The following is a 26177-nucleotide window of genomic DNA, read 5'->3' on the forward strand; positions in this document are numbered from 1 at the left end:
ATGCTCGATATAGAAAAAATCCGCGCCGATTTCCCGATTCTCGCACGAGACGTGAACGGCAAGCCATTGGTTTATCTAGATAACGGGGCTTCGGCGCAAAAGCCGCAGGTGGTGATTGACGCGATCACCACGGCCTATGCCCATGAATATGCCAACGTGCATCGCGGGCTGCATTACCTCAGCAACCTCGCCACCGAGAAATATGAGGGCGTGCGCGGCACCATCGCGCGATTCCTCGGCGTGGCGGAAGAGGAGCAGGTCGTGCTCAATTCCGGCACCACCGAGGGGATCAACATGGTCGCCTATGGCTGGGCGATGCCGCGGATGGAAGCGGGCGACGAGATCCTGCTGTCGGTGATGGAGCACCACGCCAATATCGTGCCCTGGCATTTTCTGCGCGAGCGGCAGGGCGTCGCCCTGAAATGGGTGGACGTGGATTCGCGCGGTTATCTCGATCCGCAGAAGATCATCGACGCCATCACGCCCAAGACCAAGCTGATCGCAATCACGCATCTTTCCAATGTGTTGGGCACCAAGGTTGATGTGAAGGCGATCTGTGATGCGGCGCGCGAAAAGGGAGTGCCGGTGCTCGTCGACGGCTCTCAGTCGGCGGTGCATATGCCAGTGAATGTCGACGATCTGGGCTGTGATTTCTATGCCATCACGGGGCACAAGCTCTATGGTCCCTCGGGCTCTGGCGCGATCTTCGTGAAGAAGGAGCGGCTTAGGGAAATGCGCCCGTTCATGGGTGGCGGTGACATGATCCGCGAGGTCAGCAAGGACGCCGTGAGCTATAACGACCCGCCGATGAAATTCGAGGCCGGCACGCCGGGCATCGTGCAGACCATCGGGCTGGGCGTGGCGCTGGAGTACATGATGGGCGTCGGCATGGCGGATATCGCGCGGCACGAGGACGATCTGTGTCACTACGCGCAGGAACGTCTCGCGGGGCTCAACTGGCTGAGCGTGCAGGGCACCACGCCCGACAAGGCGGCGATTTTCTCGTTTACAATGGACGGGGCGGCGCATGCGCATGACATTTCCACCATCCTCGACAAGAAGGGGGTGGCGGTGCGCGCGGGCCATCACTGTGCCGGGCCGCTGATGGATCACCTGGGCGTCACGGCCACCTGTCGTGCGTCTTTCGCGATGTACAACACCCGTGCCGAGGTCGATGCGCTGATCGACGCACTTGAACTGGCCCACGAGCTTTTCGGCTGAATTTACGATTGCGGGGTCGCAATGGCCCCGCTATACGGTGCCCCAAGTGGACCCATAGCTCAGCTGGATAGAGCGCTGCCCTCCGAAGGCAGAGGCCTCAGGTTCGAATCCTGATGGGTCCGCCATTTGCGAAACATTCTTATAATACGCGGTCGGCGGCGGTGTCGAGCGGGCAGATCCGACGATCCCAAAAGCCACTCGGAGCGGGAACGCCCAATCGCCGTGCATGACACAATCTCTAGACGTTGACCTTACGGCATCGGTACGGACAATGCCATGTTGCTGGGTGATTTCAACGCCTATGCCAAGGAAGACCCGGTCCAGACCATCGCCGAGGACCCGGATTATGTCGATCTGATCGACAGTTTCATTGGTCAGGAAGACGCGTTCAGCTTCATCTTCGACGGCCAGCAGGGCTCGCTCGATCAGGCGCTCGCCTCGGACGATATCGCCGGGCTCGTCACCGGCGTGACCGAGTGGCACATCAACGCCCAAGAGCCTGATCTGCTGAACTACAACAGCCGCTTCAACGATGCCGGCTTCTTAAGCGAGGACGTGGTCGCCTCCTCCGACCACGATCCGCTGATTGTCGGGCTCGACACGCAGGCGGATTTCTTGGTCGCCTGATCCAATGCCCCGGTTGTCCTATGGATGGCCGGGGCATTTCATGGCCTTAGGGTCCATCCGCGCGTTTGATTGCCTTGGCGCGTTATCCATTCCTGCGCCTGCAGCACGCCGCAATAGCTGTTGATGACGTGAATGATTGCATGGATTTTTCCTGAGTGACGCGGTTTTGGGGCAATCCCTGAGCGACAATCAAACCGTGGGATTGTCGTCAGGATTTCCGTATAGTCGCGACAGCATCGTGATCATGAACATCCAAAAGGCGGACAACTTGGCCAAGCTGACACAGGATCCCCATAAGGGATTGGAGGAAAAGGAAAAGGTTCTCGAAGTTGCGATCGGGCGCGAGGTTCGCGCGTTTCGCAAGAAGCAGAACATCACGGTGGCGGAACTGTCCGCGCTGACGAACCTGTCCATCGGCATGCTCTCGAAAATCGAGAACGGCAACACCTCGCCGTCGCTGACGACGCTTCAGGCGCTGGCGAATGCCCTGTCGGTTCCGCTGACCGCGTTCTTCAAGCAGTACGAGGAGCGGCGCGAGGCGGTTCACACGAAAGCGGGGGAGGGGGTTGAGACCGAACGGGCGGGCACACGATCCGGGCATCAGTACAACCTGCTTGGCCATATCGGGTCGAACAACAGCGGCGTGATCGTCGAGCCCTACCTGATCGTGCTGAACGACGAATCCGACACGTTCAAGACCTTCCAGCATGACGGGATCGAGATGATCTACATGCTCGACGGCATTGTCGGGTATCGCCATGGCAGCGATGCCTATCGTCTGGAGCCGGGGGACACGCTGTTCTTTGACGCCGACGCGCCGCATGGTCCGGAGGAGTTGATCAAGTTCCCGATCCGGTATCTGTCGATCATCAGCTATCCGCAGCGCAAGTGATCCGGAGCGGTGCCGCTTTTTTAGGCGGACGCGCCAAGGAATGACGCGAGAGATATTGCCTTAAGGGAAACTTTTTTCACTTTGGTTGCGTATCACGTGTCGTGATGCTAGCTTTTTCGAGAGATACCCCAAGGGGCGGAATCATGACATGGAGCAGACGCGAATGTGCGGAATTGTCGGGCTTTTTCTGAAGGACGAGGCGCTTGAACCGCGGCTTGGGTCGATGTTGACGGACATGCTCATCACCATGACGGATCGCGGCCCCGACAGTGCGGGTATCGCCATATACGGCGCGGAGAATCCGGCGGTGTCAAAGCTGACGGTCCAGTCGGACACGCCCGATCAGGCCTTCGCCACGCTGGAGGCGGAACTCGGGGCCGCGCTCGGGCTCGATGTGCGGCTGCGTCGCAAGGACACCCATGCGGTTCTCGAACTCCCGCGCGGTCAGCTTTCGGCTGCCGCCACCGCGCTCGCCGGGATAGCCCCCGATATCCGGGTGATGTCGTCGGGCGATACGGTCGAGATCTACAAGGAGGTGGGCCTGCCCACCGAGGTCGCAGAGCGGTTCGACCTGCGCGCGATGTCCGGCACGCATGGCATCGGCCATACCCGCATGGCGACCGAGTCCCTGGTCACGACCATGGGCGCGCATCCGTTCAACACCGGGCCAGATCAATGCCTCGTGCATAACGGGTCGCTGTCCAATCACAATCGCCTGCGCCGCAAGCTGCGGCGCGAGGGCATGCATATCGAGACCGAGAACGATACCGAGGTCGGCGCGGCCTACCTGACATGGCGCATGCAGAACGGGGCGACCCTGGGCGAGGCGCTGGAAGGCTCGCTGAGGGATCTCGACGGTTTTTTCACCTTTGTTTTCGGCACCAAGGACGGGTTCGGCGTGGTGCGCGACCCGATTGCCTGCAAACCCGCCGTGATGGCGGAAACCGATCAATATGTCGCCTTCGGCTCGGAGTACCGCGCATTGGTGAACCTGCCGGGCATCGAGCAGGCCCGCGTCTGGGAACCCGAACCCGCGACCGTCTATTTCTGGAGCCACAACGACACCCCCACCCCAACCGAAAAGGCCGCGTAAGATGCAGATCATCGACATGGCAGTCACGCCGCTGCGTGATTTGAACGCCACGCTTCAGGCGCAGGCCGGGGCGACCAACGGCACTGCCTGGGATATCGAGAACCCGCGCGGCAGCCACGCGATTGCCGTCGGTCTCGACGCACCCATCGAGGTCACCGTCAAAGGCTCCACCGGCTATTACTGTGCGGGCATGAACAAGCAGGCGACGGTCAATGTCCGGGGCTCTGTCGGGCCGGGCGTGGCCGAGAACATGATGTCGGGCACCGTCGTGATCGACGGCGACGCCTCGCAATACGCGGGCGCCACCGGCCATGGCGGCACGCTTGTGATCAAGGGCAATGCGTCGTCGCGCTGTGGCATCTCGATGAAGGGCATCGACATTATCGTGCACGGCAATGTCGGGCATATGTCGGCCTTCATGGCGCAATCGGGCAATCTTGTCGTCTGCGGCGATGCGGGTGATGCGCTGGGCGACTCGATCTACGAGGCGCGGCTCTTCGTGCGCGGATCCGTCAAGTCGCTGGGGGCCGACTGCATCGAGAAGGAGATGCGCCCGGAGCATGTCGCGCTGTTGGCTGATCTTCTCGAACGCGGCGGGTGCGATGCCAGACCCGAGGAGTTCAGGCGCTACGGGTCGGCCCGGCAACTCTACAATTTCAACATCGACAACGCGTATTGAGGTGGCTGCCATGAAAGACGATCACAGCCGCGCCCCGCGCACCCCGCCCATTCAATCAGCCACGTTCAGCCAGAGCGTGAACGCCGAGATACGCCGCGCGGCGGCCACCGGTATCTACGACATTCGCGGTGGCGGTGCGAAACGCAAGGTGCCGCATTTCGACGACCTGCTTTTTCTTGGGGCGTCGATCTCTCGCTATCCGCTCGAAGGCTACCGCGAGGCCTGCGACACCTCGGTGACGCTTGGCACGCGCCATGCCCGCAACCCAGTAGAACTCGACATTCCCATCACCATCGCAGGCATGTCATTCGGCGCGCTTTCGGGTGCCGCGAAAGAGGCGCTTGGCCGGGGCGCCACGCTTGCGGGCACCTCGACCACCACCGGCGACGGTGGCATGACGCCCGAGGAGCGGGGCCACTCCAAGACGCTGGTCTACCAGTACCTGCCGTCGCGCTATGGCATGAACCCCGATGACCTGCGCAAGGCGGACGCCATCGAGGTCGTCGTCGGGCAGGGCGCGAAACCCGGCGGCGGGGGCATGCTGCTGGGGCAGAAGATCACCGACCGCGTGGCTGAGATGCGCAACCTGCCCAAGGGCATCGACCAGCGTTCGGCCTGCCGCCACCCCGACTGGACAGGGCCGGACGATCTTGAGATCAAGATCCTGGAGTTGCGCGAGATCACCGGCTGGCGTGTTCCGATCTACATCAAGATCGGGGGCGCGCGGCCTTATTTCGACACCACGCTGGCGGTCAAGGCCGGGGCGGATGTGGTCGTGCTCGACGGGATGCAGGGCGGTACGGCGGCCACGCAGGATGTGTTCATCGAACATGTCGGCATGCCGACCCTCGCCTGTATCCGCGAGGCCGTCCGCGCGTTGGAAGATCTTGGCATGCACCGTGAGGTCCAGCTGATCGTTTCGGGCGGTATCCGCAGCGGGGCGGATGTCGCCAAATGCATGGCGCTTGGGGCGGACGCGGTCTCGATCGGCACGGCGGCGCTGATCGCGCTCGGCGACAACGATCCCAAATGGGAAGACGAGTACCGCGAACTCGGCACCACTGCCGGGGCCTATGACGACTGGCACGAAGGCAATGACCCGGCGGGCATCAGCACGCAGAACCCGGAGCTTGCCGCGCGGCTCGACCCGGTCGAGGGCGGGCGGCGGTTGCGCAACTACCTCAAGGTGATGACCCTCGAGGCCCAGACCATCGCGCGCGCCTGCGGCAAGAACAGGCTGCAGAACCTCGAGCCCGAGGACCTCTGCGCGCTCACGATGGAAGCGGCGGCGATGGCAAAGGTGCCGTTGGCCGGAACTGATTGGTGGCCCGGCAAGCCCGGCCCGGCATTCTAGGAGACCTCCGAAGGCGCGGCACCGATGCTGCGCCTTTTTCAATTCGATGACAGACAACAGGGAACAGAGCGCATGACCATGGATCTCGCCAAATTCGCCACCGACACGGGCGTCACGTATTTCATGATTTCCTTCACCGATCTCTTCGGCGGCCAACGGGCCAAGATGGTCCCGGCGCAGGCCATCGCGGACATGCAGAAAGACGGTGCAGGCTTTGCCGGGTTCGCCACGTGGCTCGACATGACACCGGCGCATCCCGACATGTTGGCCATTCCAGACCCGTCCACGGTCATCCAGTTGCCGTGGAAGCCGGAGGTGGCCTGGGTCGCCGCGAATTGCGTCATGGAAGGCGAGGACGTGGCGCAGGCCCCGCGCAACGTGTTGCGGCGGCTGATCGATGAGGCCGCCGAAGAGGGCCTTCACGTGAAAACCGGGGTCGAGGCCGAGTTCTTCCTGCTGACGCCCGAGGGTGACCGGATCAGCGATCCGTTCGATACCGCCGAGAAGCCGTGCTACGACCAACAGGCGGTGATGCGCCGCTATGACGTGGTGCGAGAGATCTGCGACTACATGCTCGATCTCGGCTGGGGCCCGTACCAGACCGACCACGAGGATGCGAACGGCCAGTTCGAGATGAACTGGGAGTTCGACGACGCGCTCAACACCGCCGACAAACATTCCTTCTTCAAGTTCATGGTCAAGTCGGTGGCCGAGAGCCATGGCTTCCGCGCCACCTTCATGCCCAAACCCGTCGAAGGGCTGACCGGCAATGGATGCCATGTGCATGTCTCGGTCTGGGATGCGCCCGGTGACAAGGCGAGGACCAATGTCTTTGCTGGTGACGGTGACGGCCCGACCGGCGAGGTTGGACTGTCGGAGCGCGGCAAGCATTTTCTCGGCGGGATCATGAAACACGCCAGCGCCTTGGCGGCGATCACCAACCCGACGGTCAACAGCTACAAGCGCATCAATGCGCCGCGCACCTCGTCCGGGGCGACATGGGCCCCCAACAGCGTCACATGGACCGGCAACAACCGCACCCACATGGTGCGCGTGCCCGGCCCCGGCCGGTTCGAGTTGCGGCTGGCGGATGGTGCGGCCAACCCGTATCTGCTGCAGGCGGTGATCATCGCGGCGGGGCTGTCGGGATTGCGGACGCAGGCGGATCCGGGCAAACGCCACGACATCGACATGTATGCCGAAGGTCACAAGGTGCGCGGCGCGCCCAGCCTGCCGCTCAACATGCTCGATGCGCTGCGCGCCTACGACAAGGACAAGGCATTGAAGGCGGCTATGGGCGAGGCGTTCTCTTCTGCGTTCCTGACCCTCAAAATGCAGGAATGGAACGCCTATGTGTCGCATTTCACCCAATGGGAAAAGGACAACACGCTGGACATCTGAGCGGGCGAGGGGCGCGTTTGCACCAATGGCAATGTCGTCTTCAAGCTAGCGTCCGATTGCCCAAGCGGTGAGCGGAACGTCTGCGACCCGGACGTTGTAGATAAGGTCGTCGACGCCTCGGCGCACGAGTGTGGCGATGTCGAAAAGATGGTGCAAAAGCCGGGCCCGTTGTCGGTCTGGTCGACGCGAAAGCGGATAACACGGGGCGCGCGGATGTCGGTTGCCCCACCTGCGCCAATCGGCGTATCAACCTAAACGGCTCCGGTTCCGGCTGGATGAAAGTTCACTGGCAGGTCAAGTGCTCCAGAGTACAGCATTCTTTGAAGCTGAAGGGTTCGACGATGCCCCCTTTTCAAGGCAGCCCTACCCAAACACCGCCCTCTTCCTGTCTTTCTGCGGGGTGGGGTGGCAGGACAGGTGCCGTGTGCGTATGATGTGCACAGTGGGTCCGTTTCAAATACGCGCGGCCCCGAGGAGACCTTGAAATGCCCAGCAACGCAGCCACCGCGGCCGCGCGCCTGTCTTCTGCCCCGATGATGGACTGGACCGACAGGCATTGTCGGTACTTGCACCGGCTGCTCAGTCGGCATGTGTTGCTCTACACTGAGATGGTGACTGCGCCTGCGCTGGTGCGTGGCGGTGCGTTGCATCTGCTTGAGCACAGCGCGGAGGAGCATCCCGTGGCTTTGCAGCTTGGGGGCTCTGACCCGGCGGAGTTGGCGCGGGCGGCGCGCTTGGGGGCGCAGGCGGGTTATGCTGAGATCAACCTTAATTGTGGCTGCCCGTCGGATCGGGTGCAATCGGGCACGTTTGGCGCGATTCTCATGCAGGATCCGGGGCTTGTGGCGCAATGCGTGGCGGCGATGCGGGATGTGGTCGATGTGGATGTGACCGTGAAATGCCGGATCGGGGTAGATGATCAGGACCCCGAGGCGGTGCTGCCGGAATTCCTGTCGCGGATCGTGGCGGCGGGTTGTGAGCGGGTGCAGATCCATGCGCGCAAGGCATGGCTGCAGGGGCTCAGCCCCAAGGAGAACCGCGATATTCCGCCGCTTGACTACGATCTGGTGCAGCGGATGAAGATGCTTTTCCCGAACTTACATATCTCGATCAACGGCGGAATTACCAATCTGGATCAGGCGGTTGGCCTGTTGGATGCGGGCCTTGACGGGGTCATGGTGGGGCGCGCCGCCTATCATCAGCCCGGCGATATCCTCTGTGCGGCGGATCGGCGGATCTTTGGCGCAGAAGGGCCCGACAGCACAGCCGAAGGGGCGGTACGCGGGATGCTTCCTTATATCGAGGCGCATCTGTCCAGCGGTGGCAGGCTGAACCAGGTCACGCGGCATATGTTGGGGCTGTTTGCTGGGCGGCCCGGGGCACGGGGCTGGCGCAGGACGTTGTCGGAGGGGGCGACGCGGCCCGGTGCGGGGCCGGAACTGGTGGAACGCGCGCTGTCGGACATCGAGGTGGCCGCGCGGGTGACGGCATGACGATGGTCCGTTGAGGCCTCAGAATTCCGCGCCGCCGCCCTGTTGCCACGGCTTCACGAGATTGCCGAACCGGGTGAATTGCGACTCGAAGCTGAGCTCGACCGTGCCGATGGGACCGTGCCGCTGCTTGCCGATGATCACCTCGGCCTTGCCGTGCAGACGCGACATGGCTTCCTGCCATTCGGCCATCTTTTCCATCTCGTGATCACCGGGCTTTTCGCGTTCCTTGTAATATTCTTCGCGGAACACGAACATCACCACGTCGGCGTCCTGTTCGATCGAGCCGGATTCGCGCAGGTCCGACAGTTGCGGGCGCTTGTCCTCGCGGCTTTCGACCTGGCGGGAGAGCTGCGACAAGGCCAGTACCGGAATGTCGAGTTCCTTGGCGATCGCCTTGAGACCCATGGAAATCTCGCCGATTTCCTGCACGCGGTTCTCGGAGGTGCCGCGCACCAGTTGAAGGTAGTCGACGATCAGCAGGTCGAGCCCATGGGTGCGCTTGAGGCGGCGGGCGCGGGCGGCGAGTTGCGAGATCGGGATCGCCGCGGTGTCGTCGATGAAGAGGGGGCAGGATTCGAGCGATTTGGCGGCCTCGACGAAGCGGCGGAACTCTTCCTCGTCCATGTCGCCCTGACGGATCTTGTGTGAGGAAATCTCGGACGCTTCGGCCAGAATCCGGCCTGCCAATTGTTCGGCGCTCATTTCCAGTGAGAAGAAGCCGACGACGCCGCCATCCACGGCACCCTGCGTGCCGTCGGGCCGGGTGCCTTTCTTGTAGGCGCGGGCGACGTTGAAGGCGATGTTGGTGGCGAGCGAGGTCTTGCCCATCGAAGGACGCCCGGCGAGGATCAGCAGGTCGGACTTGTGCAACCCGCCGAGTTTGCCATCCATGTCGAGCAGGCCGGTGGAGACGCCCGCGAGCCCGCCTTCGCGCTGATAGGCCGCGTTGGCGACATTCACGGCGTCCGTTACGGCCTTGAGAAAGCTTTGAAACCCGGATTCGGATTGTCCCTGCTCGGCCAATTGGTAGAGCTTTTGTTCCGCCTCTACGATCTGATCCTTGGGCTCGCTGTCGACATGGACGCGGGCGGCCTTGCCTGCGATGTCATGGCCGAGCGCGATCAGTTCGCGCCGGATCGCGAGATCGTAGATCATCTGCGCATAATCACGCGCGGCATAGGTCGAGATCGCGGCCCCGGCGAGCTTCACAAGATAATTCGCGCCGCCGAGTTCCTGCAGCCCCTCATCTTCTTCGAGAAAGGCGCGCAGGGTGACCGGAGAGGCGAGATTATTCTTGGCGATGCGCGCGGCGGCGGTCTCGTAGATGCGGGCATGGACGGGGTCGTAGAAATGCTGCGGGCCGATAATGGCAGCGATGCGGTCATAGACATCGTTATTGGTCAGGATCGCGCCGAGGATCTGTTGCTCTGCCTCGATCGAATGCGGCATCGTCTCGGCGGCCTGAATCTCGGTGCCGGTTGGATTGAATACGCTGACCTCGTTCATGCCTGCTGTCCCTGTCGTCTTTGTCTTTTTGGCGTTCGGGTGTTCTAAGCCAAACCCCGCGCGCATGCCACATGTATAAGCCTGTGGATGGTTGCCGGGATAACCCTCTGAACAAGCCGCCCCTGGCTGTTCGCGCCCCGCATTCTGTGGTGCGCGCCTGTTATGCTACCATATCTGGAGGGCGATTTCGATTCGCGATGCAGGTTATCCACCGCGCCGGAACAGGATTTTATTTCTTGTTTGCTTCCTGCCACTTACGGGGATCACGCAGAAATTCCTCGACCTGATCGAGGGTGTCGGCGTTGATTGATCCCTGATCGCGGGCCTCTGCCAGCACGTCCCACCAGGTGCAAAGATGATGCAGGGCGACACCGTGATCGCCGAGGGTTTTCTCGGTCTCGGGGAAGATGCCGTAATAGAAGATCACGGCGGTGTGCCCGCAACTCGCCCCGGTTTCGCGGATGGCATCGACAAAGCTGAGTTTTGAGCCGCCATCGGTGGTGAGGTCCTCGACCAAAAGCACCCGCTGGCCCTCGCTCATCGCGCCTTCGATGCGGGCGTTGCGACCGTAACCTTTGGGCTTCTTGCGCACATATGTCATCGGCAGGGCCATGCGTTCGGCCACCAATGCGGCAAAGGGAATGCCCGCCGTCTCGCCGCCCGCGATATTGTCGAACGCCTCATAGCCTGCCTCGCGCATCACGGTGATGGTGAGAAAATCCATCAAGGTGGAGCGGATGCGCGGGTAGGAGATCAGCCTGCGGCAGTCGATATAGGTCGGCGAGGGCAGGCCCGAGGCCAGCGTGAAGGGCTCGTCCGCATTGAAATGCACCGCGCCGATTTCGAGCAGCATGCGGGCGGTGAGGCGGGCGATTTCGGCTTTGGGTGGGTAGGTGGCAGGGATCATGGCGTGGTCCTTGGGTTGGGCGGTGCGCCGAAGAGATGTGATGCCTCCGGCGGGAATATTTTGGGCAAGATGAAGATCAGCTCACCTGCCAGTGCAGCGCAAAGCCGGGGTCGAACACGGTGACGGGGCCGTCCTCCGTTTCGATCTTGTCAGGATAGGTGACCGGATCGCCCTTGGTCAGCGTGATCTGCGCATCGTTCGCAGGCAGGCCATAGAAGGCAGGGCCGTTGAGCGAGGTGAAGCTTTCGAGCCGGTCAAGTGCGCGTTCTTCCTCGAACACATGGGCGAGGATCGACATGGTGTTGGAGGCGGTGAAGCAGCCCGCGCAACCGCAGGCGCTTTCCTTCAGGGGGTCGGTATGCGGCGCGCTGTCAGTGCCGAGGAAAAACCGCGCGTCGCCCGACGTGGCGGCGGCGCGCAGCGCGAGGCGGTGTTCCTCGCGCTTGGCCACAGGCAGGCAGTAGTAATGCGGCTTGATCCCGCCCACGAGGATGTGGTTGCGGTTGATCACGAGGTGATGGGTGGTGATGGTGGCGGCGAGATCCCGGTCGTTCGCCTTGACATAGTCCACACCGTCCCGCGTCGTGATATGTTCCATGACCACCCGCAGCCCCGGTGTGGCGCGGCGGACCGGATCGAGCACACGGTCGATGAACACCGCCTCGCGGTCGAAGATGTCGATATCCGCATCGGTCACCTCGCCATGCACGCAGAGCGGTAGGCCGATCTCGGCCATTTTCTCAAGCACCGGGCGCACCTTGTCGAAGTCGCGCACGCCCGAGGCGGAGTTGGTGGTGGCGCCTGCGGGGTAGAGTTTGACCGCCGATATGAGGCCGCTCGCGTGGGCGGCGGCGACGTCGTCGGGGTCGGTCTGCTCTGTGAGGTAGAGCGTCATCAGGGGGGTGAAATCGACGCCCTCGGGCCGTGCCGCCATGATCCGGTCGCGATAGGCTTGGGCGTCATGGGACGTGACCACCGGCGGCACGAGATTGGGCATGATGATGGCGCGGGCGAAATGGCGGGCGCTTTCGGGCAGGACGGCGCGCAGCATCGCGCCATCGCGCAGGTGCAGGTGCCAGTCGTCGGGACGGCGGAGGGTCAGGGTCTGGGTCATGGCCCATGCGCATACACAATCGCGCGCGCCAAGACCAGAGGGTCAGGCGGTGCTATCGGTGGTGCTCGCAAGTCGCGCCTCGGCCATGCCGAGCGCCTTGCGAAAGCGCGGGCCGCCGACCTTGCGGGCGATGGCGTTGCGGCAATGCAGCACCGTGAGGTGATAGCGCTCGTCCGCAATGAGACGGCGCATCACGTTGGCGAGATACGGGGTCTCCTCGCGGCGGGCGCGCCACATCCGCGCGACGTCGAGCGGTGTGAGGGGGGCCTCGCTGAGCGCGGCCAGCAGCTGCGCGATGAGCCCCATGCGTTGCAGGGTCTGCGCGATCTGGTAGCCGAGGAACCGGGTGCGGAACTTGACCACATTGGCGCGGGTGAAGAGCGCGGCATGCATCGCGTCAAGCTCCACCTCCGGATCATAGAGCAGGACGGCTGCGTCGGCGGCATCGAGCATGTCGGGGGCATAGCCGTAGCGGTCGGTGAACGCAGTGCGGCGCATGTGCAGATACCGGTCGTCCCATTCCGCGACGCGCGGATCGAGTGTCGCCTGCGGGCTGAGCATCGCCACTCGCGCGCCGGGGGCGGCGACCGAAAAGGCCGCCGCTGCATAGCCGCAGGGCCCCGCGCCGTAGAAGATCACCTGATCGAATTCATCGAAAAAGCCGTCGTCGATCAGCCTGTCGAAATAGCCATAGACACGGGTGTCGCGAAACCATGTGTCGCCGTGGCTGAGCAGGCACAGATGCGACCAGCCAAAGCGCTCGATCATCGACCAGCCAAAGGGCTGTGCGGTGGCGGAACTGTCGGGCAGGCGATTGAAACTCTCGAAGGTCACCAGCAGAACCGGCTTGCGCTCGATCAGCAGGGCCGCGTGCCTGTCGCCCAGTGGCTGGCAATAGCCGTCATCGCCTGCCAGCGTGTCGGCCTGCTCGATCCAAGCCTCCCAGTTCAGCCCGGAAAGATCGGCCTTGGATATATCGGCGCTGTCTTGCATCACTGCTTGAACCCTCGGTCACGCGTGGTCGGTCTGCGCCGTCCATTAAGATGGTTAAACATGGCCTCGCATTGGGGCAAAACTTGGGAGAATCCAAGAGCTTTCCGCGCGGATTTGCGACCTTTGTGTGAGGTCTGCGCCCTTGACCGATGGGCAGTTGCGATGCACTTGATGAGCGCAGGCAAGGTGCAGCGGAGGCGAGAGCGTGCAAAACCCCACATCCATCGGTGCAGTTCAGGACATGCTGGCGGGACAGGATTATGTCTGCGGGCGCGCCCTGGGCACGGTGACCTATCTCGCGCTGACCCTCGGGCGGCCGCTGTTTCTGGAGGGAGAGGCGGGCACCGGCAAGACCGAGATCGCCAAGGCCATCGCTGCGGGTCTGGGGCGGCGTTTGATCCGGTTGCAATGCTACGAGGGGTTGGATGCGGCAAGCGCCGTCTATGAATGGAATTTCGCCGAACAGATGATCGCCATCCGAACCGCCGAGGCCGCAGGCGGCGTGGATCGCGGACATCTGAAGGATGAGCTTTTCACCGAAGACTATCTGGTCGAGCGCCCGCTCCTGCAGGCGATGCGGCCGCAAGCGGGCGGCGCGCCGGTGCTGCTGATCGACGAGATCGACCGCACCGACGAGCCCTTCGAGGCGTTCTTGCTGGAGGCGCTTTCGGATTTTCAGGTTACGATTCCGGAGCTTGGCACGATCCACGCGCCCGAGCCGCCGATCGTGATCCTAACATCGAACCGCACCCGCGAGGTGCATGATGCCCTGAAGCGCCGCTGCCTTTATCATTGGGTGGATTACCCCACATTCGAGCGCGAGATCGATATCCTGCAGGCCCGCGCGCCCGAGGCGGCGGAGCAGTTGAGCCGCGAGGTGGTGGCCTTCGTCCAAGCGCTGCGCACCGAGGATCTGTTCAAGAAGCCGGGCGTGGCCGAGACCATCGACTGGGCCAAATGCCTGCTGGCGCTCGACGTGATCAGCCTCAGCCCCGAGGTGATCGCCGACACGCTTGGCGCGATCCTGAAATATCAGGACGATATCGCCCGGATGCAGGGCTCCGAGGCCAAGCGCATTCTCGACGAGGTGCGCAGCACGCTGGCACCCGCCTGATGTTTCTTTTTGGTCGAAATACTCCGGGGGTGTGGGGGCGGCACCCCCACGCAACGCCATGACAGACTACGCCCCGCTGGAGTTGCCAGACGATCCCAAGCTGACGCACAACATCACCCATTTCGCCCGCGCGCTGCGGGCGGCGGGGCTGCCCATCGGGCCGGGGCGGGTGATCGACGCGGTGCGGGCGGTGGCTGCCGCCGGGTTCACGAGCCGGGAGGACTATTTTTACACGCTGCGCGCGTGCCTTGTGACGCGGCCGGAACATCTAACGGTCTTTGCGCAGGTCTTTCGCCTCTATTGGCGCGATCCGCGCTATATGGAGCACATGATGGCGATGATGCTGCCCGCCATCCGGGGTGTGCAGGAGGATCGCAGTGCTCAGGCCGCCGAGAAGCGCGCGGCGGAGGCGCTGCTTGACGGTGTGGCGCGCGACGCACCCGAGATCGAGGAACATGACAGCGACGAGGTGCAGATAGACATCGACGCCTCGGCCACGATGTCGGGTGAGGAGCGGCTGCGCAAGCTCGATTTCGAGCAGATGAGCAATGCCGAGGTGGCGCAGGCCAAGCGCATGCTGGCGCGGCTGACTTTGCCAGTCAAACCCTTCGCCTCGCGTCGGGGCGTGGCGAGCCCGCAGGGCGCGCGGCTCGACATGCGCCGCAGCATGCGCGGGGCGCTGCGCCACGGCGGTGAAATGCGCCGCATTCACCGCAAAAAGCCGCGTGAGCGGTGGCCCAATCTTGTCGTTTTGTGCGATATTTCCGGCTCTATGAGCCAATATAGCCGCATGGTCTTGCACTTTCTCCACGCTGTGGCCAATCAGAGGGGGGCGGGCTGGGCGCGCGTGCACGCCTTCACGTTTGGCACGCAACTGACCAATATCACCCGCCAATTGGCGACGCGGGATGTGGATGCCGCCCTTGCCGCCGCCGGGAAACAGGCGCAGGATTGGGAGGGCGGCACGCGCATCGGGGCGTCGCTGCACGCGTTCAATCGCGATTGGTCGCGCCGGGTTATGGGGCAGGGGGCGGTGGTGCTGTTGATCACCGACGGTCTGGACCGCGACGCGCCCGAGGCGCTGAGCCACGAGATGGAACGCCTGCACCTTTCGTCGCGGAGGCTCATATGGCTCAACCCGCTGCTGAGGTGGGAGGGATTTGCGCCCAAGGCGCAAGGCATCCGCGCGATGCTGCCGCATGTGGACGCCTTCCGCGCGGGCCATTCCATCGCCACGCTGGAGGATCTGGCCGAGGCGATTTCGCGTCGGGATGATGATGGCGAAAAGGCGCGGCTGATGGCGGCGTTGCAGGAGGGATGAGGGAATGGACCTGTTCGACGATATTCCAAAGACCGCGCTCGAATGGCACCGGGCAGGCAAGGGGGCGGCGTTGGCCACGGTGGTCGAGACCTGGGGCAGCGCGCCGCGCCGGGTGGGCAGTCAACTGGCGATTTCCGGCGAGGCTGAGATTGAGGGCTCGGTCTCGGGTGGCTGTGTCGAGGGGGCTGTGGTCGCCGAGGCGCTCGATGCCATCGAGGAGGGCCGGTCGGTCATGCTGGAATACGGCGTCAGCGATGGCGATGCCTTTGCCGTGGGGCTGGCCTGCGGCGGCACGATCCGGGTGTTGGTAGAGCCTGTGGGCTCGGTCATGCCAGAGGATCTGCTGGCGGATCTGGTGCTGGCGCGCGAGGCGCGCGTGCCGGTGGCCTATGTGTCCGGGCCGGGGGGGCGCAGGCTGGAGCGTGAGGGGCATGAGGGCCGCTTTCGGATGGACCGTTCGGGGTTTGAGGAGGATGGCGAGACGTTCGTTGCCATCCACAACCCGCCGCTGCGCATGATCGTGGTGGGGGCGGTGCATATCGCGCAAGCCCTCGTGCCGATGGCCCGGATCGCGGGCTATGATCCGATCCTGATCGACCCGCGCGAAAGCTTTGCCTCGGAGGCGCGGTTTCCCGGCGAGACGGTGCTGCATGACTGGCCCGACGAGGGGCTGAGAGCCCTGGGCCTCGATCTGCGCACCGCGCTGGTGCTGCTGACCCATGATCCCAAGCTCGATGATCCCGCGCTGATCGAGGCGCTGCGCTCTGACGTGTTCTACATCGGTGCGCTCGGGTCTACCCGGACGCATGCGAAGCGCGTGGAACGGCTGACCGAGGCCGGGTTTTCCGAGGCCGAGATCGGGCGGATTCACGGGCCCATCGGTCTCGACATCGGGGCGGCAGGGCCGTCGGAGATCGCGGTGAGCGTTCTGGCCGAGATGACGCGGGTTCTGAGGAAAGGCGCATGAAGTTCGGCCCGGTGCCGCTGGCCGAGGCGGAGGGTGCGATCCTTGCGCATTCAGAGCAGGTGGCGGCGGGACGGCTGCGCAAGGGCGCGGTGCTGGGCGCAGGTGAGATCGCGGCGCTGGCGGAGGCGGGTTATGACACTGTCACAGTCGCACGGCTTGAGGCGGACGATCTGCATGAGGATGCCGCCGCCGAAACTCTCGCCCGCGCGCTGCATGACGGGGCGGCTGGCATCGGGTTGAGCCAGCCTTTCACGGGCCGAGTGAATCTGACGGCGGAGGGGCCCGGCGTGGTCTGCCTCGACGTGGGCGCGATCAACGCCGCCAATGCGGTGCATCCGATGATCACCGTGGCCACCGTGCCCGACCATCATCAGATCCGCGCGGGCGGCATGATCGCCACGGTCAAGATCATCGCCTATGGCGTGCCGGGCGTGGCGGTGGAGGCCGCAGCAGAGGCCGCGCGCGGGGCGGTGCGGCTGGCCACGGCGCGCTACACAACGGTGAGCCTGATCGTCACGGACGTGCCGGGCGGTCCGGGAACCAAGGGCGTGGAGGCGATCGATGCACGGGTCACGGGCCTCGGCATGGAGATGGCGGAAGTGGTGACATGTGCCCATGAGGAAGGCGCGCTGGCGCGGGCCATACGCGCGGCCAACGGCGAGATCGTGCTGATCCTCACCGCCTCTGCCACGTCGGACCCCTATGATACCGCGCCGCAGGCGCTGCGCCTTGCGGGCGGGCAGGTTGAGCGGTTCGGCATGCCGGTCGATCCCGGCAACCTGCTGTTTCTGGGTGATATAATGGGCAAGCCGGTGATCGGCCTGCCCGGCTCGGCGCGCAGCCCGGTGTTGCACGGGGCCGATTGGGTGCTGGCGCGGGTCGCCTGCGGCCTGGCCTGTGGCGCGGCGGCGATCGCCGCGATGGGGGTGGGTGGCCTGCTCAAGGAAATCCCGACGCGTCCGCAGCCTCGGCGCGGCCCGCGCGGCTGAGACAAAGAAACCGGGTTCTCAAGTGGCGGGAGGCATGCTTTAGTCGCATTGGACAGTTAGACAGAAGTGACTAAAGTCTGATTGGGAGAGATATACAATCGAACCGGGAGGAGCCAATGCCAGAGGTCAAGATGACCGTGAACGGCAAGCCAGCGTCGGGCCAGATCGAAGGCCGCACGCTTCTTGTCGATTTCCTGAGAGAGAACCTGGGCCTGACGGGCACGCACGTCGGCTGTGACACCAGCCAATGCGGGGCCTGCGTGGTGCATGTGGAGGGCCGCGCCGTCAAGGCCTGCACCATGTTCGCCGCCGAGGCCGAGGGCATGGAGGTGAAGACCATCGAGGCAATGGCCGAGCCCGACGGCACGCTGCACCCCATTCAGGCCGCGTTCCAGGACCATCACGGGCTGCAATGCGGGTTCTGCACGCCGGGCATGGTGATGTCCGCGGCGGCGCTGCTCAAGGACAACCCCACGCCCACCGAGGCCGAGGTGCGCGACTACCTCGAAGGGAACCTGTGCCGTTGCACGGGCTATCACAATATCGTCAAGGCGATCCTCGCGGCATCCGGCCAGGATGTGAGCAAGATCGCGGCGGAATAAGCGGACAAGAGGGGGCGCTGCCCCCGCGCCTGCGGCGCTCCCCCGGAATATTTCGGGCAAGATGAAAATGCTGCGGGTTTGATGGGGGTGACCCCGGACCATTCAGGGAGGTCAAGACATGCCAAAGGACGGAGGCATCGGCGCCAGCACCAAGCGGCGCGAGGACGTGCGGTTTCTGACCGGCACGGGAAATTACACCGATGACATCAATCTGCGCGGGCAGGCCTATGTGCATTTCCTGCGCTCGGACATGGCGCATGGGCGGCTCAACACCGTCGACACAAGCGCCGCCGAGGGGATGCCCGGTGTGATCCGCATCTTTACCGGGGCGGATTTCGAAGGCATTGGCGGGCTGCCCTGCGGCTGGCAGGTGACCGACCGGCACGGCGAGGTGATGCAGGAGCCGGGGCACCCGGTTCTTGCACAGGGCAAGGTGCGGCATGTCGGCGATCCGATCGCCGCCGTGGTGGCCGAGACCCGCGAACAGGCGCGCGATGCCGCCGAGGCGATCGAGCTTGATATCGAGGAATTGCCAGCGGTCGTGGACATGAAGGCGGCGCTCAAGGATGGCGCGCCGAAGGTCCACGACGATCTGACCTCGAACCTCTGCTATGACTGGGGCTTCGTTGAGGAGAACAAGGCGGCGGTGGATGAGGCCTTCGAGAAGGCCGCGCACGTCACCACGCTGGAACTGGTGAACAACCGGCTGGTTGCCAACCCGATGGAGCCACGCGTTGCCGTGGGCGATTTCAACCGCTCGACCGGGGATCACACGCTCTATACCACCAGCCAGAATCCGCATGTGATCCGCCTGTTGATGGGGGCCTTCGTGTTGGGCATCCCCGAGCACAAGCTGCGCGTGGTGGCCCCGGATGTGGGCGGCGGCTTCGGCTCCAAGATCTTTCACTATGCCGAAGAGGCGTTCTGCACCTTTGCCGCCAAGGCGCTCAACCGTCCGGTGAAATGGACCTGCTCGCGCTCCGAGGCGTTCATGACCGACGCCCATGGCCGCGACCATGTGACCAAGATCGAACTGGCGCTCGATGCCGACAACAACTTCACCGCGCTGCGCACCGACACCCATGCCAATATGGGCGCGTATCTGAGCACCTTTGCGCCCTCGGTGCCGACCTGGCTGCATGGCACGCTGATGGCCGGGAACTACAAGACACCGCTGATCTATGTGAACGTCAAGGCGGTCTTTACCAATACCGTGCCGGTCGATGCCTATCGCGGCGCTGGACGCCCCGAGGCGACCTATCAGCTGGAGCGCGTGATCGACAAGGCGGCGCGCGAGTTGGGCGTTGATCCAATCGCTCTTCGGCGGCAGAACTTCATCACCGAGTTTCCCTATGCCACGCCGGTGGCGGTGGAATATGACACCGGCGACTATCACGCCACGATGGACAAGCTGGAAGAGATCGCTGATTTCAAGGGCTTTGCAGCGCGCCGTAAGGAGAGCGAGGCCAAGGGCAAGCTGCGCGGACTCGGTATCAACTGCTACATCGAGGCTTGCGGCATCGCGCCGTCGAACCTTGTGGGTCAGTTGGGCGCGCGCGCGGGGCTCTATGAGAGTGCCACGGTGCGGGTGAATGCCACCGGCGGCCTCGTGGTGATGACGGGCTCGCATTCGCACGGGCAGGGGCACGAGACGTCATTCGCGCAAGTGGTGGCCGAGATGATCGGCATCGACGCCGATCAGGTCGAGATCGTGCATGGCGACACCGCCAACACGCCGATGGGCATGGGCACCTATGGCTCGCGCTCGATTGCGGTCGGAGGCTCTGCCATGGTGCGGGCGACCGAGAAGATCATCAACAAGGCCAAGAAGATCGCGGCCCACCTGATGGAGGCATCCGAGGCCGATATCGAGTTGAAAGACGGGCAGTTCAGCGTCGCGGGCACCGACAAGTCGGTGGCCTGGGGCGATGTCACGCTGGCCGCCTACGTGCCGCATAACTATCCGCTCGAGGATATCGAGCCGGGGCTGGAGGAGACGGCGTTTTACGATCCGTCGAACTTTACCTACCCGTCGGGGGCCTATGCCTGCGAGGTCGAAGTCGATCCCGATACCGGCAAGGTGACTATCGAGCGGTTTGCCGCCGCCGACGATTTCGGCAATATCATCAACCCAATGATCGTGTCGGGGCAGGTGCATGGCGGGATCGGTCAGGGTATCGGTCAGGCGCTGCTGGAGGCCTGCGTCTACGACGAAAACGGGCAGTTGCAGAGCGGCTCTTACATGGATTACGCCATGCCGCGCGCCGATGACGTGCCGTTCTATCAGGTGGATCATTCCTGCCAGACGCCCTGCACGCATAACCCATTGGGCGTGAAGGGCTGTGGCGAGGCGGGGGCCATTGGCAGCCCGCCCTCGGTGGTGAACGCCGTCATAGACGCGCTGCAATCGGGGGGCAAGGATGTCACCCATATCGACATGCCGCTGTCGCCGTCGCGCGTCTGGCAGGCGATGCAAGGGTAAGGAGAGCGATCATGTATGCATTCGATATCGAAAGACCTACGCGGTTGACCGATGCGGTGAAACTGCTGAGCGATGCGACCGACAGCCAGCCCCTTGGCGGTGGTCAGACGCTGATTCCGGCGCTAAAGGCGCGGCTTGCAGCGCCGGAGCGTCTGGTTTGCTTGTCTGCCGTTGACGAGATCAAGGGTATCTGCACCGCCGATGACGGCGCGCTCTGCATCGGTGGGGGCACCTGTCATGCCGATGTGGCGGCTGGGGCGGGGGCCTATCCCGCGTTGGCAAGTCTCGCGGCCAATATCGGTGACCCGGCAGTGCGCAATCGCGGTACCATCGGCGGCAGCCTTGCCAATAACGACCCGTCCTCCTGTTATCCAGCGGCGGTTTTGGGGTCGGGGGCCACGGTGGTGACCACCAACCGCAAGATCGCCGCGGATGATTTCTTTGAAGGCATGTTCACCACATCGCTGGAGGAAGGTGAGATCATCACCGAGGTACGCTTTCCGGTGCCGGAAAAGGCGAATTACCAGAAGTTCGAGCAGCCCGCCTCGCGGTTTGCGCTGGTCGGCGTGTTCGTGGCGAAATATGCCGATGGTGTGCGCGTGGCCGTCACTGGCGCGTCGGAGGACGGCGTGTTTCGCTGGTCCGAGGCGGAGGCGGCGTTGTCGTCCGATTTCTCCGCGGGTGCGGTGGAGGGGCTGAGCCTGTCGGGGGATGGGATGATTTCCGACATGCATGGCTCGGGCGATTACCGCGCACATCTGGTGGGCGTTATGACCCGCCGGGCGGTGGCCGCGGCGGGCTGAGGCGGTTTGCGTGACAAGAGTGGGCCGCCCTCTGGGAAGGGGGCGGCCTTTTTTGTTGCGGCATGGCTTGGCCTGAAGCGGACATGGCACCCCGCCAAAAGGTGTCGCGCGCTCGCAGGGCCGGGGACTGGCGAAGCGACGGTCGTGGCGGGCACTTTATGCCAGCCAAGTCATTCTAAACTCAACACGTTGCGCACCCTATCAAATCGCTAGGCCGCGGGACGGCCCGGCGATCGCGCGGCACCTTCGGTGCGTTTCGCGCGGCTCACGGCAACGGCAGCAACAGGCCTACCGCGCCCTCCTCTCAAGGTATTCGGGGAACAGGCTCGCTCAATATCCGCTCCACCAGATCGCAGACCCTCTCCGGGTCTTCCTCATGCGCAAGGTGCCCCAGGCCGGGCAGATGCATGACCGTGCAATTGGGCAGGCGTTGTGCGGTGCGGTCGGAGACCTTGGGCGGTACTGCGAGATCGTTTTCGCCGGTGATCAGGTGGCAGGGGGCGGTCACGCGTTCCAGCCGCTCGAGCAGGCCGTCAATATCCCATTGCGACATCATCCGCAGGGTGCCGTCAACATGGCCGCGATCAGAGATCAGCCGGGCGTAGAGTGCCAGACCCGCCGGGTCGAGCGTCGATCCCGTCCCCTCGATCAGGCGTCTTGCGCGATTGACCGGGTTGCCGCCCATGGTGAAGATCGTCGCGGTCAACGGGTTGAGCGCCAGCACCCGCGCCAGCACCGGAAAGAGCCAGCCCGCTATGCCTTCAAACCGGTCAAGGGCCGCGTTGAGGCCGATCACCATCGGAGGCATGCCGTCCGGCGCGGTAAGCCGCGTGCTGAGATCGAGCGCGATGGCGGCCCCGGCGGAATGGCCGATTATGGCGCGGGGATGCCAGCCTTGGGTATCGCACAGTGTCGCGATATCGGTGGACATCGCGACCAGCCCGCAGCGCCGGCGGTCGCCCGCGCGGGTGAAACCCTGCGCGGGCAGGTCGAGCGCCACGACATGGTATTGCTGCGCCAGCCGTGGCAGCACATCGCGCCAGCTATGGGTCGAGGCCCCGGCACCGTGCAGCAAGAGCAGCGTCTCGCCGCTTCCCATTTCCTGCACATGCCAGTCATGCGGGCGGTGGCGGATGCGACGCGAGCAGGCGCGGTTGGGCCAGTCGGGCGGGATGTCGGCCCCGCCGCTCATCGGGCTGTCGCGTCGAGCGTCGTGGAGACGGCGGTGCTGATGCGGTTTGCATCGGCACGGGGTAGGGCGAGGTACTGCGCGCCAAGGCCATGGGCAAGCTGCGCGGTCTCGGGGGCGCTGCGCGCCGAGGTGTCGATCAGGATCGCGGGCAGGCCTAGGGCGCGCAGGTACGCTGCCACCTCATATGCCTCCTGCATGGCCGCCGCCCGTCCGCCGCTGCCATCGAGCGCGACATTGGCGCGCCCGTCGGTCAGCAGGGCAAGTGCAGGGTCGAGCCCGCGCCCGCGCGCCTGCGCCGCCAGGGTTGCCCCGGCCAAAAGCCCCGCCGCGAGCGGTGTGCCGCCGCCGCCGGGCAATCCCGCCAGCCGCCGTTTGGCCTGCACCAGCGAGCGGGTCGGTGGCAGGAGCAACTCGGCTCCAGTGCCGCGAAAGGCAATGAGTGCCACGTGGTCGCGCCGCGCATAGGCCTGTGCCAGCAGCAGTTCCACCGCGCCCTTGGCCTCGGCGAGCCGCGCCATCGCCGCCGAGCCCGAGGCATCTACAGCGAAGATCAGCAGCCGGTCGGAGCGGGTCTCGAACCTGCGCAGACGGATGTCGGAGGGGTGAATGATCACGCGCGCGCCGCTCTCGCCCTGCCGTCGCAGCGGTTGCCACGGGGCGGCGTTGCGCAGGGTGGCGACGATGTCGATGCGCGCGCGCCCGTCGGGTTTGCCGGGGCGTGACGGCAGGGGGCGCCCGCGCCGGTTGCCCTTGCGCCGCGCGCCGGCCCCGGCACCGCGCATGCCGCGCACGCCGCGCGCGTTTTGCAGCCGCTCCATCAGCCCCGGGGGGATAAGCGCCGCAACCGCGTCGATCAGCATGTCGTCGGGGATGTCTCCTCGTGTCTCGTCGATATCGGCGCTGTCGGTTTCGGGGTCGGGGGGCGGTGTGTCGTCCTGCGGCTCCGCCTCGTCTTCCTCTTGCGGGATCTGCGTGGCGCGATGCGCAAAGACCAGTTCCGCCGCCTCGCGCAGGTCGTCGTCATTGGGTGCGTCGCGCATGTTCAGGGCGGCCAGAGCGCGGGCAGCGCGCAGCGCCAGCAGGGGCGCGCGCAGGCTGTCGATGCCGAAGCGCGCGGCAAGGGCGGTGAGCGTGGCGATATGGTCGGGGTGTAGCCTGATCTCGGGCAGGTGCGCGCGGGCGGCGTCGAGATCAGCGGGGGCGGGCAGTGTCGCCTGCGCCTGCTGCCAGCCGGTCTCGTTCAGGTCGAGGCCAAAGGCCAGCCGCTCGATCAGCGCGTCGGGCGCGCGCTCGGTCTCCTCCGCGCCCTCGTCGAGCAGGATCAGCCCGTGCTTCGCCTCGCGATCGAGCAGTTGTGCCAGCCGCGCGGCAAGATGCGGTGGCGTGCGCTCGGCCATCGGCAGGATCAGGCGGGCGGGCTGCGTGGCCAGTCCCTCTTGCCAGACCAGCCGCCCTTGGGCCAGCGTGGCAGCGACATCCGCACCGCCGAAGAGCGCGGTATCGCTGAGATCGGGATGAATGCGCCGGGCGGGCCCGGGCAGGGTGGAAAGCAGCGTCTCAAAGCGCTGTCGGACCGGGCCTGCGCGGGCGCGCAGATGCAGCCCGCACAGGCCCTCCGGGTCGATCGCCAGAAGGCTGAGCGCGCGGAGCGCGCGAGCCCATGCGGCGCTGCCGCTCATCCCAGCAAGTCCTCGGTCAGGCGGATGACGCGGGTCACCGATCCGGCCTCGTCCAATGGGTCGCGGCGCAGCCGGTGGCTGAGCGCGATCGGGGCGACGCGGCGCAGGTGATCGCGGGTGATGGTGGCGGCCCCTTCATAGGCGGCGAGCGCCCGCGCGCTGCGCATCAGCGTCAGCTCGCCGCGCAGCCCATCCGCGCCGAGCGCGGTGCAAAGGGTTGCGCAATCGCGCAGGATATCGTCGGGCGTGGTCACATCGGGTTTGGCCGCGCGGGCGGCAAGGATGGCGTCGCGGATCGCGGCATCCTCGGCCTGCCAATGGGCGAGAAAGGCGGCGGTGTCGGTCTCATAGGCGTCGCGGCGTCGGATGATCTCGATCCGCTCCTCAATATCGGTGGGCGAGCGCACCTCGACCGAGAGGCCGAACCGGTCAAGCAGCTGCGGGCGCAATTCGCCCTCTTCGGGGTTGCCCGAGCCGACCAGCACAAAGCGCGCCGGATGGCGGATCGAAAGCCCCTCGCGCTCGACCACATTCTCGCCGGATTGGGCTACGTCGAGCAGCAGATCGACGATGTGATCCTCCAGCAGATTGACCTCGTCGATATAGAGATAGCCGCGATTGGCGCGCGCCAGCAGGCCCGGCTCGAACGCCTTTTCGCCGCGCGTGAGCGCCCGCTCGATGTCGAGCGCGCCGGTCACCCGGTCCTCGGTCACACCTAGGGGCAGATCGACCACGGGGGTGGGGCACTCGACAATGGCGCCGTCGGAGGGCGGGGCCCAGTCGGGGCTGTCCTCGGCGCGTTCGGCATTGGTGGGGCTGCCCTCAATCATGCGGATGGGGGGCAAAAGGGCCGCGAGCGCGCGCACGGCGGTGGATTTGCCAGTGCCCCGGTCACCAAAGACAAGCACGCCACCCAGCCCCGGCTCGATCGCGGTGAGGATCATCGCGCGTTTCATCTGGTCCTGACCGACGATGGCGGAAAACGGGTAGGGGGCTGTCATGCGGGCTCTTTCATGGTGATCGGTTGGGTGCCGTGCCAGCTGCCGCGCGTCGCGGTGACGCGGAAGCGGGCGTAAAGCTCTTCGCGGAACCAGTTGCCCTCGCGGACGGCGCGGATGGCACGGGCATGTGGCCCGTCGGCGCGGGCGAATAGCGCCATGCTCTCGGCGTCGGGCCAGATCGAGAAGGTCACCTGATGCAGGAGCGGCACCTCGCCGATGCCGATCTTGAAGGCGACGTTCGGGTCCTGGCCGATCATCGCGCTGATATCGGGCACGCGGCGCCAGAAGCGCAGCGCGCGGGCCGGGCGCACGGTGGCGCGGGTGAGCGCCGCGAGCGGGCCGGTGCCAGGGTCGTCGGAGGGCCGGAATGGATTTTCGCCCGCCCATGCGCCGCGCGCCGAGACCGGGGTCAGGAACACCGTCCAGACCTCGGCCGCGTGGCGGGCGTAGCGGCGAAAGACATCGGCCTGCACGGTCTGGCGTTCTGCTGTGGCGTGGTCTGGCCATGTGGCGAGGATCGCGTAGACGCCGGTATTGGGAACGGGGGTAAAGCCTTCACCGGTGCCCGAGCCGCAGAGCTTCCAGAAATCGATTTCGGGCACGCGCGGCAGCATCAGCCGCGCCGCGCCCATCATGGCAAAGGCCCAGAGCCGACTGACACCGGTGTCGAAGCGATGGAAACTGAGGCTGACGGTTTGTATCGGGCCGCTCCCTGTGACGATCTGTGCAGAAATAGTGACATGGTTT

23 protein-coding genes and 1 tRNA gene are annotated in these 26177 nt (G+C 64.8%); 16 read left to right on the forward strand and 8 right to left on the reverse strand.

Translation table 11 applies throughout. The features are described 5' to 3' along the window. The 9 genes from PVU19_RS07805 (at position 1) to dusA (ending at position 8760) form a co-directional block, all read left to right on the forward strand. On the forward strand, positions 1 to 1221 hold the full coding sequence (locus tag PVU19_RS07805; protein WP_050662176.1) for a cysteine desulfurase: 1221 nt from the start codon (positions 1 to 3) through the stop codon (positions 1219 to 1221). A gap of 48 nt (positions 1222 to 1269) precedes the next feature. Then, positions 1270 to 1346: transfer RNA gene (locus PVU19_RS07810), tRNA-Arg, on the forward strand. Between the two features lie 151 nt (positions 1347 to 1497). After that, positions 1498 to 1848, forward strand: a complete 351-nt coding sequence (locus PVU19_RS07815; protein WP_050662175.1) for a hypothetical protein — start codon at positions 1498 to 1500, stop codon at positions 1846 to 1848. A 244-nt stretch (positions 1849 to 2092) separates the two neighbouring features. Further along, complete coding sequence (locus PVU19_RS07820; protein ID WP_050662174.1) at positions 2093 to 2740, forward strand: helix-turn-helix domain-containing protein; 648 nt, start codon at positions 2093 to 2095, stop codon at positions 2738 to 2740. Between the two features lie 163 nt (positions 2741 to 2903). Continuing rightward, positions 2904 to 3833: a class II glutamine amidotransferase gene (locus PVU19_RS07825; protein WP_050662173.1), complete on the forward strand. Its 930-nt coding sequence runs from the start codon at positions 2904 to 2906 to the stop codon at positions 3831 to 3833. Between the two features lies 1 nt (position 3834). Continuing rightward, positions 3835 to 4512 carry a GltB/FmdC/FwdC-like GXGXG domain-containing protein gene (locus PVU19_RS07830; RefSeq protein WP_050662172.1) on the forward strand — a complete coding sequence of 226 codons (678 nt, stop codon included), beginning with the start codon at positions 3835 to 3837 and terminating at the stop codon, positions 4510 to 4512. A gap of 10 nt (positions 4513 to 4522) precedes the next feature. Continuing rightward, entirely contained in the window at positions 4523 to 5866 is a 1344-nt protein-coding gene (locus PVU19_RS07835) for an FMN-binding glutamate synthase family protein (RefSeq protein WP_050662171.1), read from the forward strand. Positions 5867 to 5938: 72 nt separating this feature from the next. Next, positions 5939 to 7267, forward strand: a complete 1329-nt coding sequence (gene glnT, locus PVU19_RS07840) for a type III glutamate--ammonia ligase (protein ID WP_050662197.1) — start codon at positions 5939 to 5941, stop codon at positions 7265 to 7267. Positions 7268 to 7752: 485 nt separating this feature from the next. Continuing rightward, positions 7753 to 8760, forward strand: a complete 1008-nt coding sequence (gene dusA, locus PVU19_RS07845) for a tRNA dihydrouridine(20/20a) synthase DusA (protein ID WP_050662170.1) — start codon at positions 7753 to 7755, stop codon at positions 8758 to 8760. Between the two features lie 18 nt (positions 8761 to 8778). On the opposite strand, the gene PVU19_RS07850 is transcribed toward dusA, so the two are convergent. From PVU19_RS07850 to PVU19_RS07865, 4 genes are all read right to left on the reverse strand, one after another. Then, positions 8779 to 10266 carry a replicative DNA helicase gene (locus tag PVU19_RS07850; RefSeq protein ID WP_050662196.1) on the reverse strand — a complete coding sequence of 496 codons (1488 nt, stop codon included), beginning with the start codon at positions 10264 to 10266 and terminating at the stop codon, positions 8779 to 8781. A 229-nt stretch (positions 10267 to 10495) separates the two neighbouring features. Continuing rightward, complete coding sequence (locus PVU19_RS07855) at positions 10496 to 11173, reverse strand: orotate phosphoribosyltransferase (RefSeq protein WP_050662169.1); 678 nt, start codon at positions 11171 to 11173, stop codon at positions 10496 to 10498. Between the two features lie 76 nt (positions 11174 to 11249). After that, complete coding sequence (gene pyrC / locus PVU19_RS07860; protein WP_050662168.1) at positions 11250 to 12287, reverse strand: dihydroorotase; 1038 nt, start codon at positions 12285 to 12287, stop codon at positions 11250 to 11252. Between the two features lie 42 nt (positions 12288 to 12329). Continuing rightward, positions 12330 to 13280, reverse strand: coding sequence for a phosphoadenosine phosphosulfate reductase (locus PVU19_RS07865; protein ID WP_082237488.1), 951 nt, complete (start codon positions 13278 to 13280; stop codon positions 12330 to 12332). Positions 13281 to 13485: 205 nt separating this feature from the next. Between PVU19_RS07865 and PVU19_RS07870 the strand changes: the two genes are divergently transcribed. From PVU19_RS07870 to PVU19_RS07900, 7 genes are all read left to right on the forward strand, one after another. After that, complete coding sequence (locus PVU19_RS07870; RefSeq protein ID WP_152911612.1) at positions 13486 to 14394, forward strand: AAA family ATPase; 909 nt, start codon at positions 13486 to 13488, stop codon at positions 14392 to 14394. Positions 14395 to 14452: 58 nt separating this feature from the next. Then, positions 14453 to 15715 (forward strand): vWA domain-containing protein, encoded by a 1263-nt coding sequence (locus tag PVU19_RS07875; protein ID WP_050662195.1) that lies wholly within the window; start codon positions 14453 to 14455, stop codon positions 15713 to 15715. A gap of 4 nt (positions 15716 to 15719) precedes the next feature. Next, a complete protein-coding gene (locus tag PVU19_RS07880) occupies positions 15720 to 16682 on the forward strand; it encodes an XdhC family protein (protein ID WP_050662165.1) in 963 nt (320 codons plus the stop codon). Then, entirely contained in the window at positions 16679 to 17671 is a 993-nt protein-coding gene (locus PVU19_RS07885) for a molybdopterin-binding protein (RefSeq protein WP_050662164.1), read from the forward strand. Before PVU19_RS07880 ends, PVU19_RS07885 begins: the two co-directional genes overlap by 4 nt. A 116-nt stretch (positions 17672 to 17787) precedes the next feature. Next, complete coding sequence (locus PVU19_RS07890; RefSeq protein ID WP_050662163.1) at positions 17788 to 18273, forward strand: (2Fe-2S)-binding protein; 486 nt, start codon at positions 17788 to 17790, stop codon at positions 18271 to 18273. 118 nt (positions 18274 to 18391) lie between these two features. Further along, positions 18392 to 20755 carry a xanthine dehydrogenase family protein molybdopterin-binding subunit gene (locus PVU19_RS07895; RefSeq protein ID WP_050662162.1) on the forward strand — a complete coding sequence of 788 codons (2364 nt, stop codon included), beginning with the start codon at positions 18392 to 18394 and terminating at the stop codon, positions 20753 to 20755. Between the two features lie 11 nt (positions 20756 to 20766). Beyond that, positions 20767 to 21558 carry an FAD binding domain-containing protein gene (locus PVU19_RS07900; protein ID WP_050662161.1) on the forward strand — a complete coding sequence of 264 codons (792 nt, stop codon included), beginning with the start codon at positions 20767 to 20769 and terminating at the stop codon, positions 21556 to 21558. Positions 21559 to 21862: 304 nt separating this feature from the next. On the opposite strand, the gene bchO is transcribed toward PVU19_RS07900, so the two are convergent. The 4 genes from bchO to crtA are packed head-to-tail and all read right to left on the reverse strand — an operon-like array spanning position 21863 to position 26131. Next, a complete protein-coding gene (bchO, locus tag PVU19_RS07905) occupies positions 21863 to 22750 on the reverse strand; it encodes an alpha/beta fold hydrolase BchO (protein ID WP_050662160.1) in 888 nt (295 codons plus the stop codon). Then, positions 22747 to 24429, reverse strand: coding sequence for a magnesium chelatase subunit D (locus PVU19_RS07910; RefSeq protein ID WP_050662159.1), 1683 nt, complete (start codon positions 24427 to 24429; stop codon positions 22747 to 22749). The genes bchO and PVU19_RS07910 overlap by 4 nt, the downstream gene beginning before the upstream one ends. Further along, positions 24426 to 25430, reverse strand: coding sequence for a magnesium chelatase ATPase subunit I (gene bchI, locus PVU19_RS07915; RefSeq protein WP_050662158.1), 1005 nt, complete (start codon positions 25428 to 25430; stop codon positions 24426 to 24428). Before bchI ends, PVU19_RS07910 begins: the two co-directional genes overlap by 4 nt. Next, entirely contained in the window at positions 25427 to 26131 is a 705-nt protein-coding gene (crtA, locus tag PVU19_RS07920; protein ID WP_152911611.1) for a spheroidene monooxygenase, read from the reverse strand. The genes bchI and crtA overlap by 4 nt, the downstream gene beginning before the upstream one ends. Positions 26132 to 26177 lie beyond the last annotated feature (46 nt).

This window comes from Roseovarius tolerans (assembly GCF_028885395.1).
Taxonomy (GTDB): Bacteria; Pseudomonadota; Alphaproteobacteria; order Rhodobacterales; family Rhodobacteraceae; genus Roseovarius; species Roseovarius tolerans.

Coding starts and splice junctions, on each gene's coding strand:
- PVU19_RS07805 (WP_050662176.1), top strand. CDS start 1: ATGCTCGATATAGAAAAAATCCGCGCCGATTTCCCGATTCTCGCACGA.
- PVU19_RS07815 (WP_050662175.1), top strand. CDS start 1,498: ATGTTGCTGGGTGATTTCAACGCCTATGCCAAGGAAGACCCGGTCCAG.
- PVU19_RS07820 (WP_050662174.1), top strand. CDS start 2,093: ATGAACATCCAAAAGGCGGACAACTTGGCCAAGCTGACACAGGATCCC.
- PVU19_RS07825 (WP_050662173.1), top strand. CDS start 2,904: ATGTGCGGAATTGTCGGGCTTTTTCTGAAGGACGAGGCGCTTGAACCG.
- PVU19_RS07830 (WP_050662172.1), top strand. CDS start 3,835: ATGCAGATCATCGACATGGCAGTCACGCCGCTGCGTGATTTGAACGCC.
- PVU19_RS07835 (WP_050662171.1), top strand. CDS start 4,523: ATGAAAGACGATCACAGCCGCGCCCCGCGCACCCCGCCCATTCAATCA.
- glnT (WP_050662197.1), top strand. CDS start 5,939: ATGACCATGGATCTCGCCAAATTCGCCACCGACACGGGCGTCACGTAT.
- dusA (WP_050662170.1), top strand. CDS start 7,753: ATGCCCAGCAACGCAGCCACCGCGGCCGCGCGCCTGTCTTCTGCCCCG.
- PVU19_RS07850 (WP_050662196.1), bottom strand. CDS start 10,266: ATGAACGAGGTCAGCGTATTCAATCCAACCGGCACCGAGATTCAGGCC.
- PVU19_RS07855 (WP_050662169.1), bottom strand. CDS start 11,173: ATGATCCCTGCCACCTACCCACCCAAAGCCGAAATCGCCCGCCTCACC.
- pyrC (WP_050662168.1), bottom strand. CDS start 12,287: ATGACCCAGACCCTGACCCTCCGCCGTCCCGACGACTGGCACCTGCAC.
- PVU19_RS07865 (WP_082237488.1), bottom strand. CDS start 13,280: ATGCAAGACAGCGCCGATATATCCAAGGCCGATCTTTCCGGGCTGAAC.
- PVU19_RS07875 (WP_050662195.1), top strand. CDS start 14,453: ATGACAGACTACGCCCCGCTGGAGTTGCCAGACGATCCCAAGCTGACG.
- PVU19_RS07880 (WP_050662165.1), top strand. CDS start 15,720: ATGGACCTGTTCGACGATATTCCAAAGACCGCGCTCGAATGGCACCGG.
- PVU19_RS07885 (WP_050662164.1), top strand. CDS start 16,679: ATGAAGTTCGGCCCGGTGCCGCTGGCCGAGGCGGAGGGTGCGATCCTT.
- PVU19_RS07890 (WP_050662163.1), top strand. CDS start 17,788: ATGCCAGAGGTCAAGATGACCGTGAACGGCAAGCCAGCGTCGGGCCAG.
- PVU19_RS07895 (WP_050662162.1), top strand. CDS start 18,392: ATGCCAAAGGACGGAGGCATCGGCGCCAGCACCAAGCGGCGCGAGGAC.
- PVU19_RS07900 (WP_050662161.1), top strand. CDS start 20,767: ATGTATGCATTCGATATCGAAAGACCTACGCGGTTGACCGATGCGGTG.
- bchO (WP_050662160.1), bottom strand. CDS start 22,750: ATGAGCGGCGGGGCCGACATCCCGCCCGACTGGCCCAACCGCGCCTGC.
- PVU19_RS07910 (WP_050662159.1), bottom strand. CDS start 24,429: ATGAGCGGCAGCGCCGCATGGGCTCGCGCGCTCCGCGCGCTCAGCCTT.
- bchI (WP_050662158.1), bottom strand. CDS start 25,430: ATGACAGCCCCCTACCCGTTTTCCGCCATCGTCGGTCAGGACCAGATG.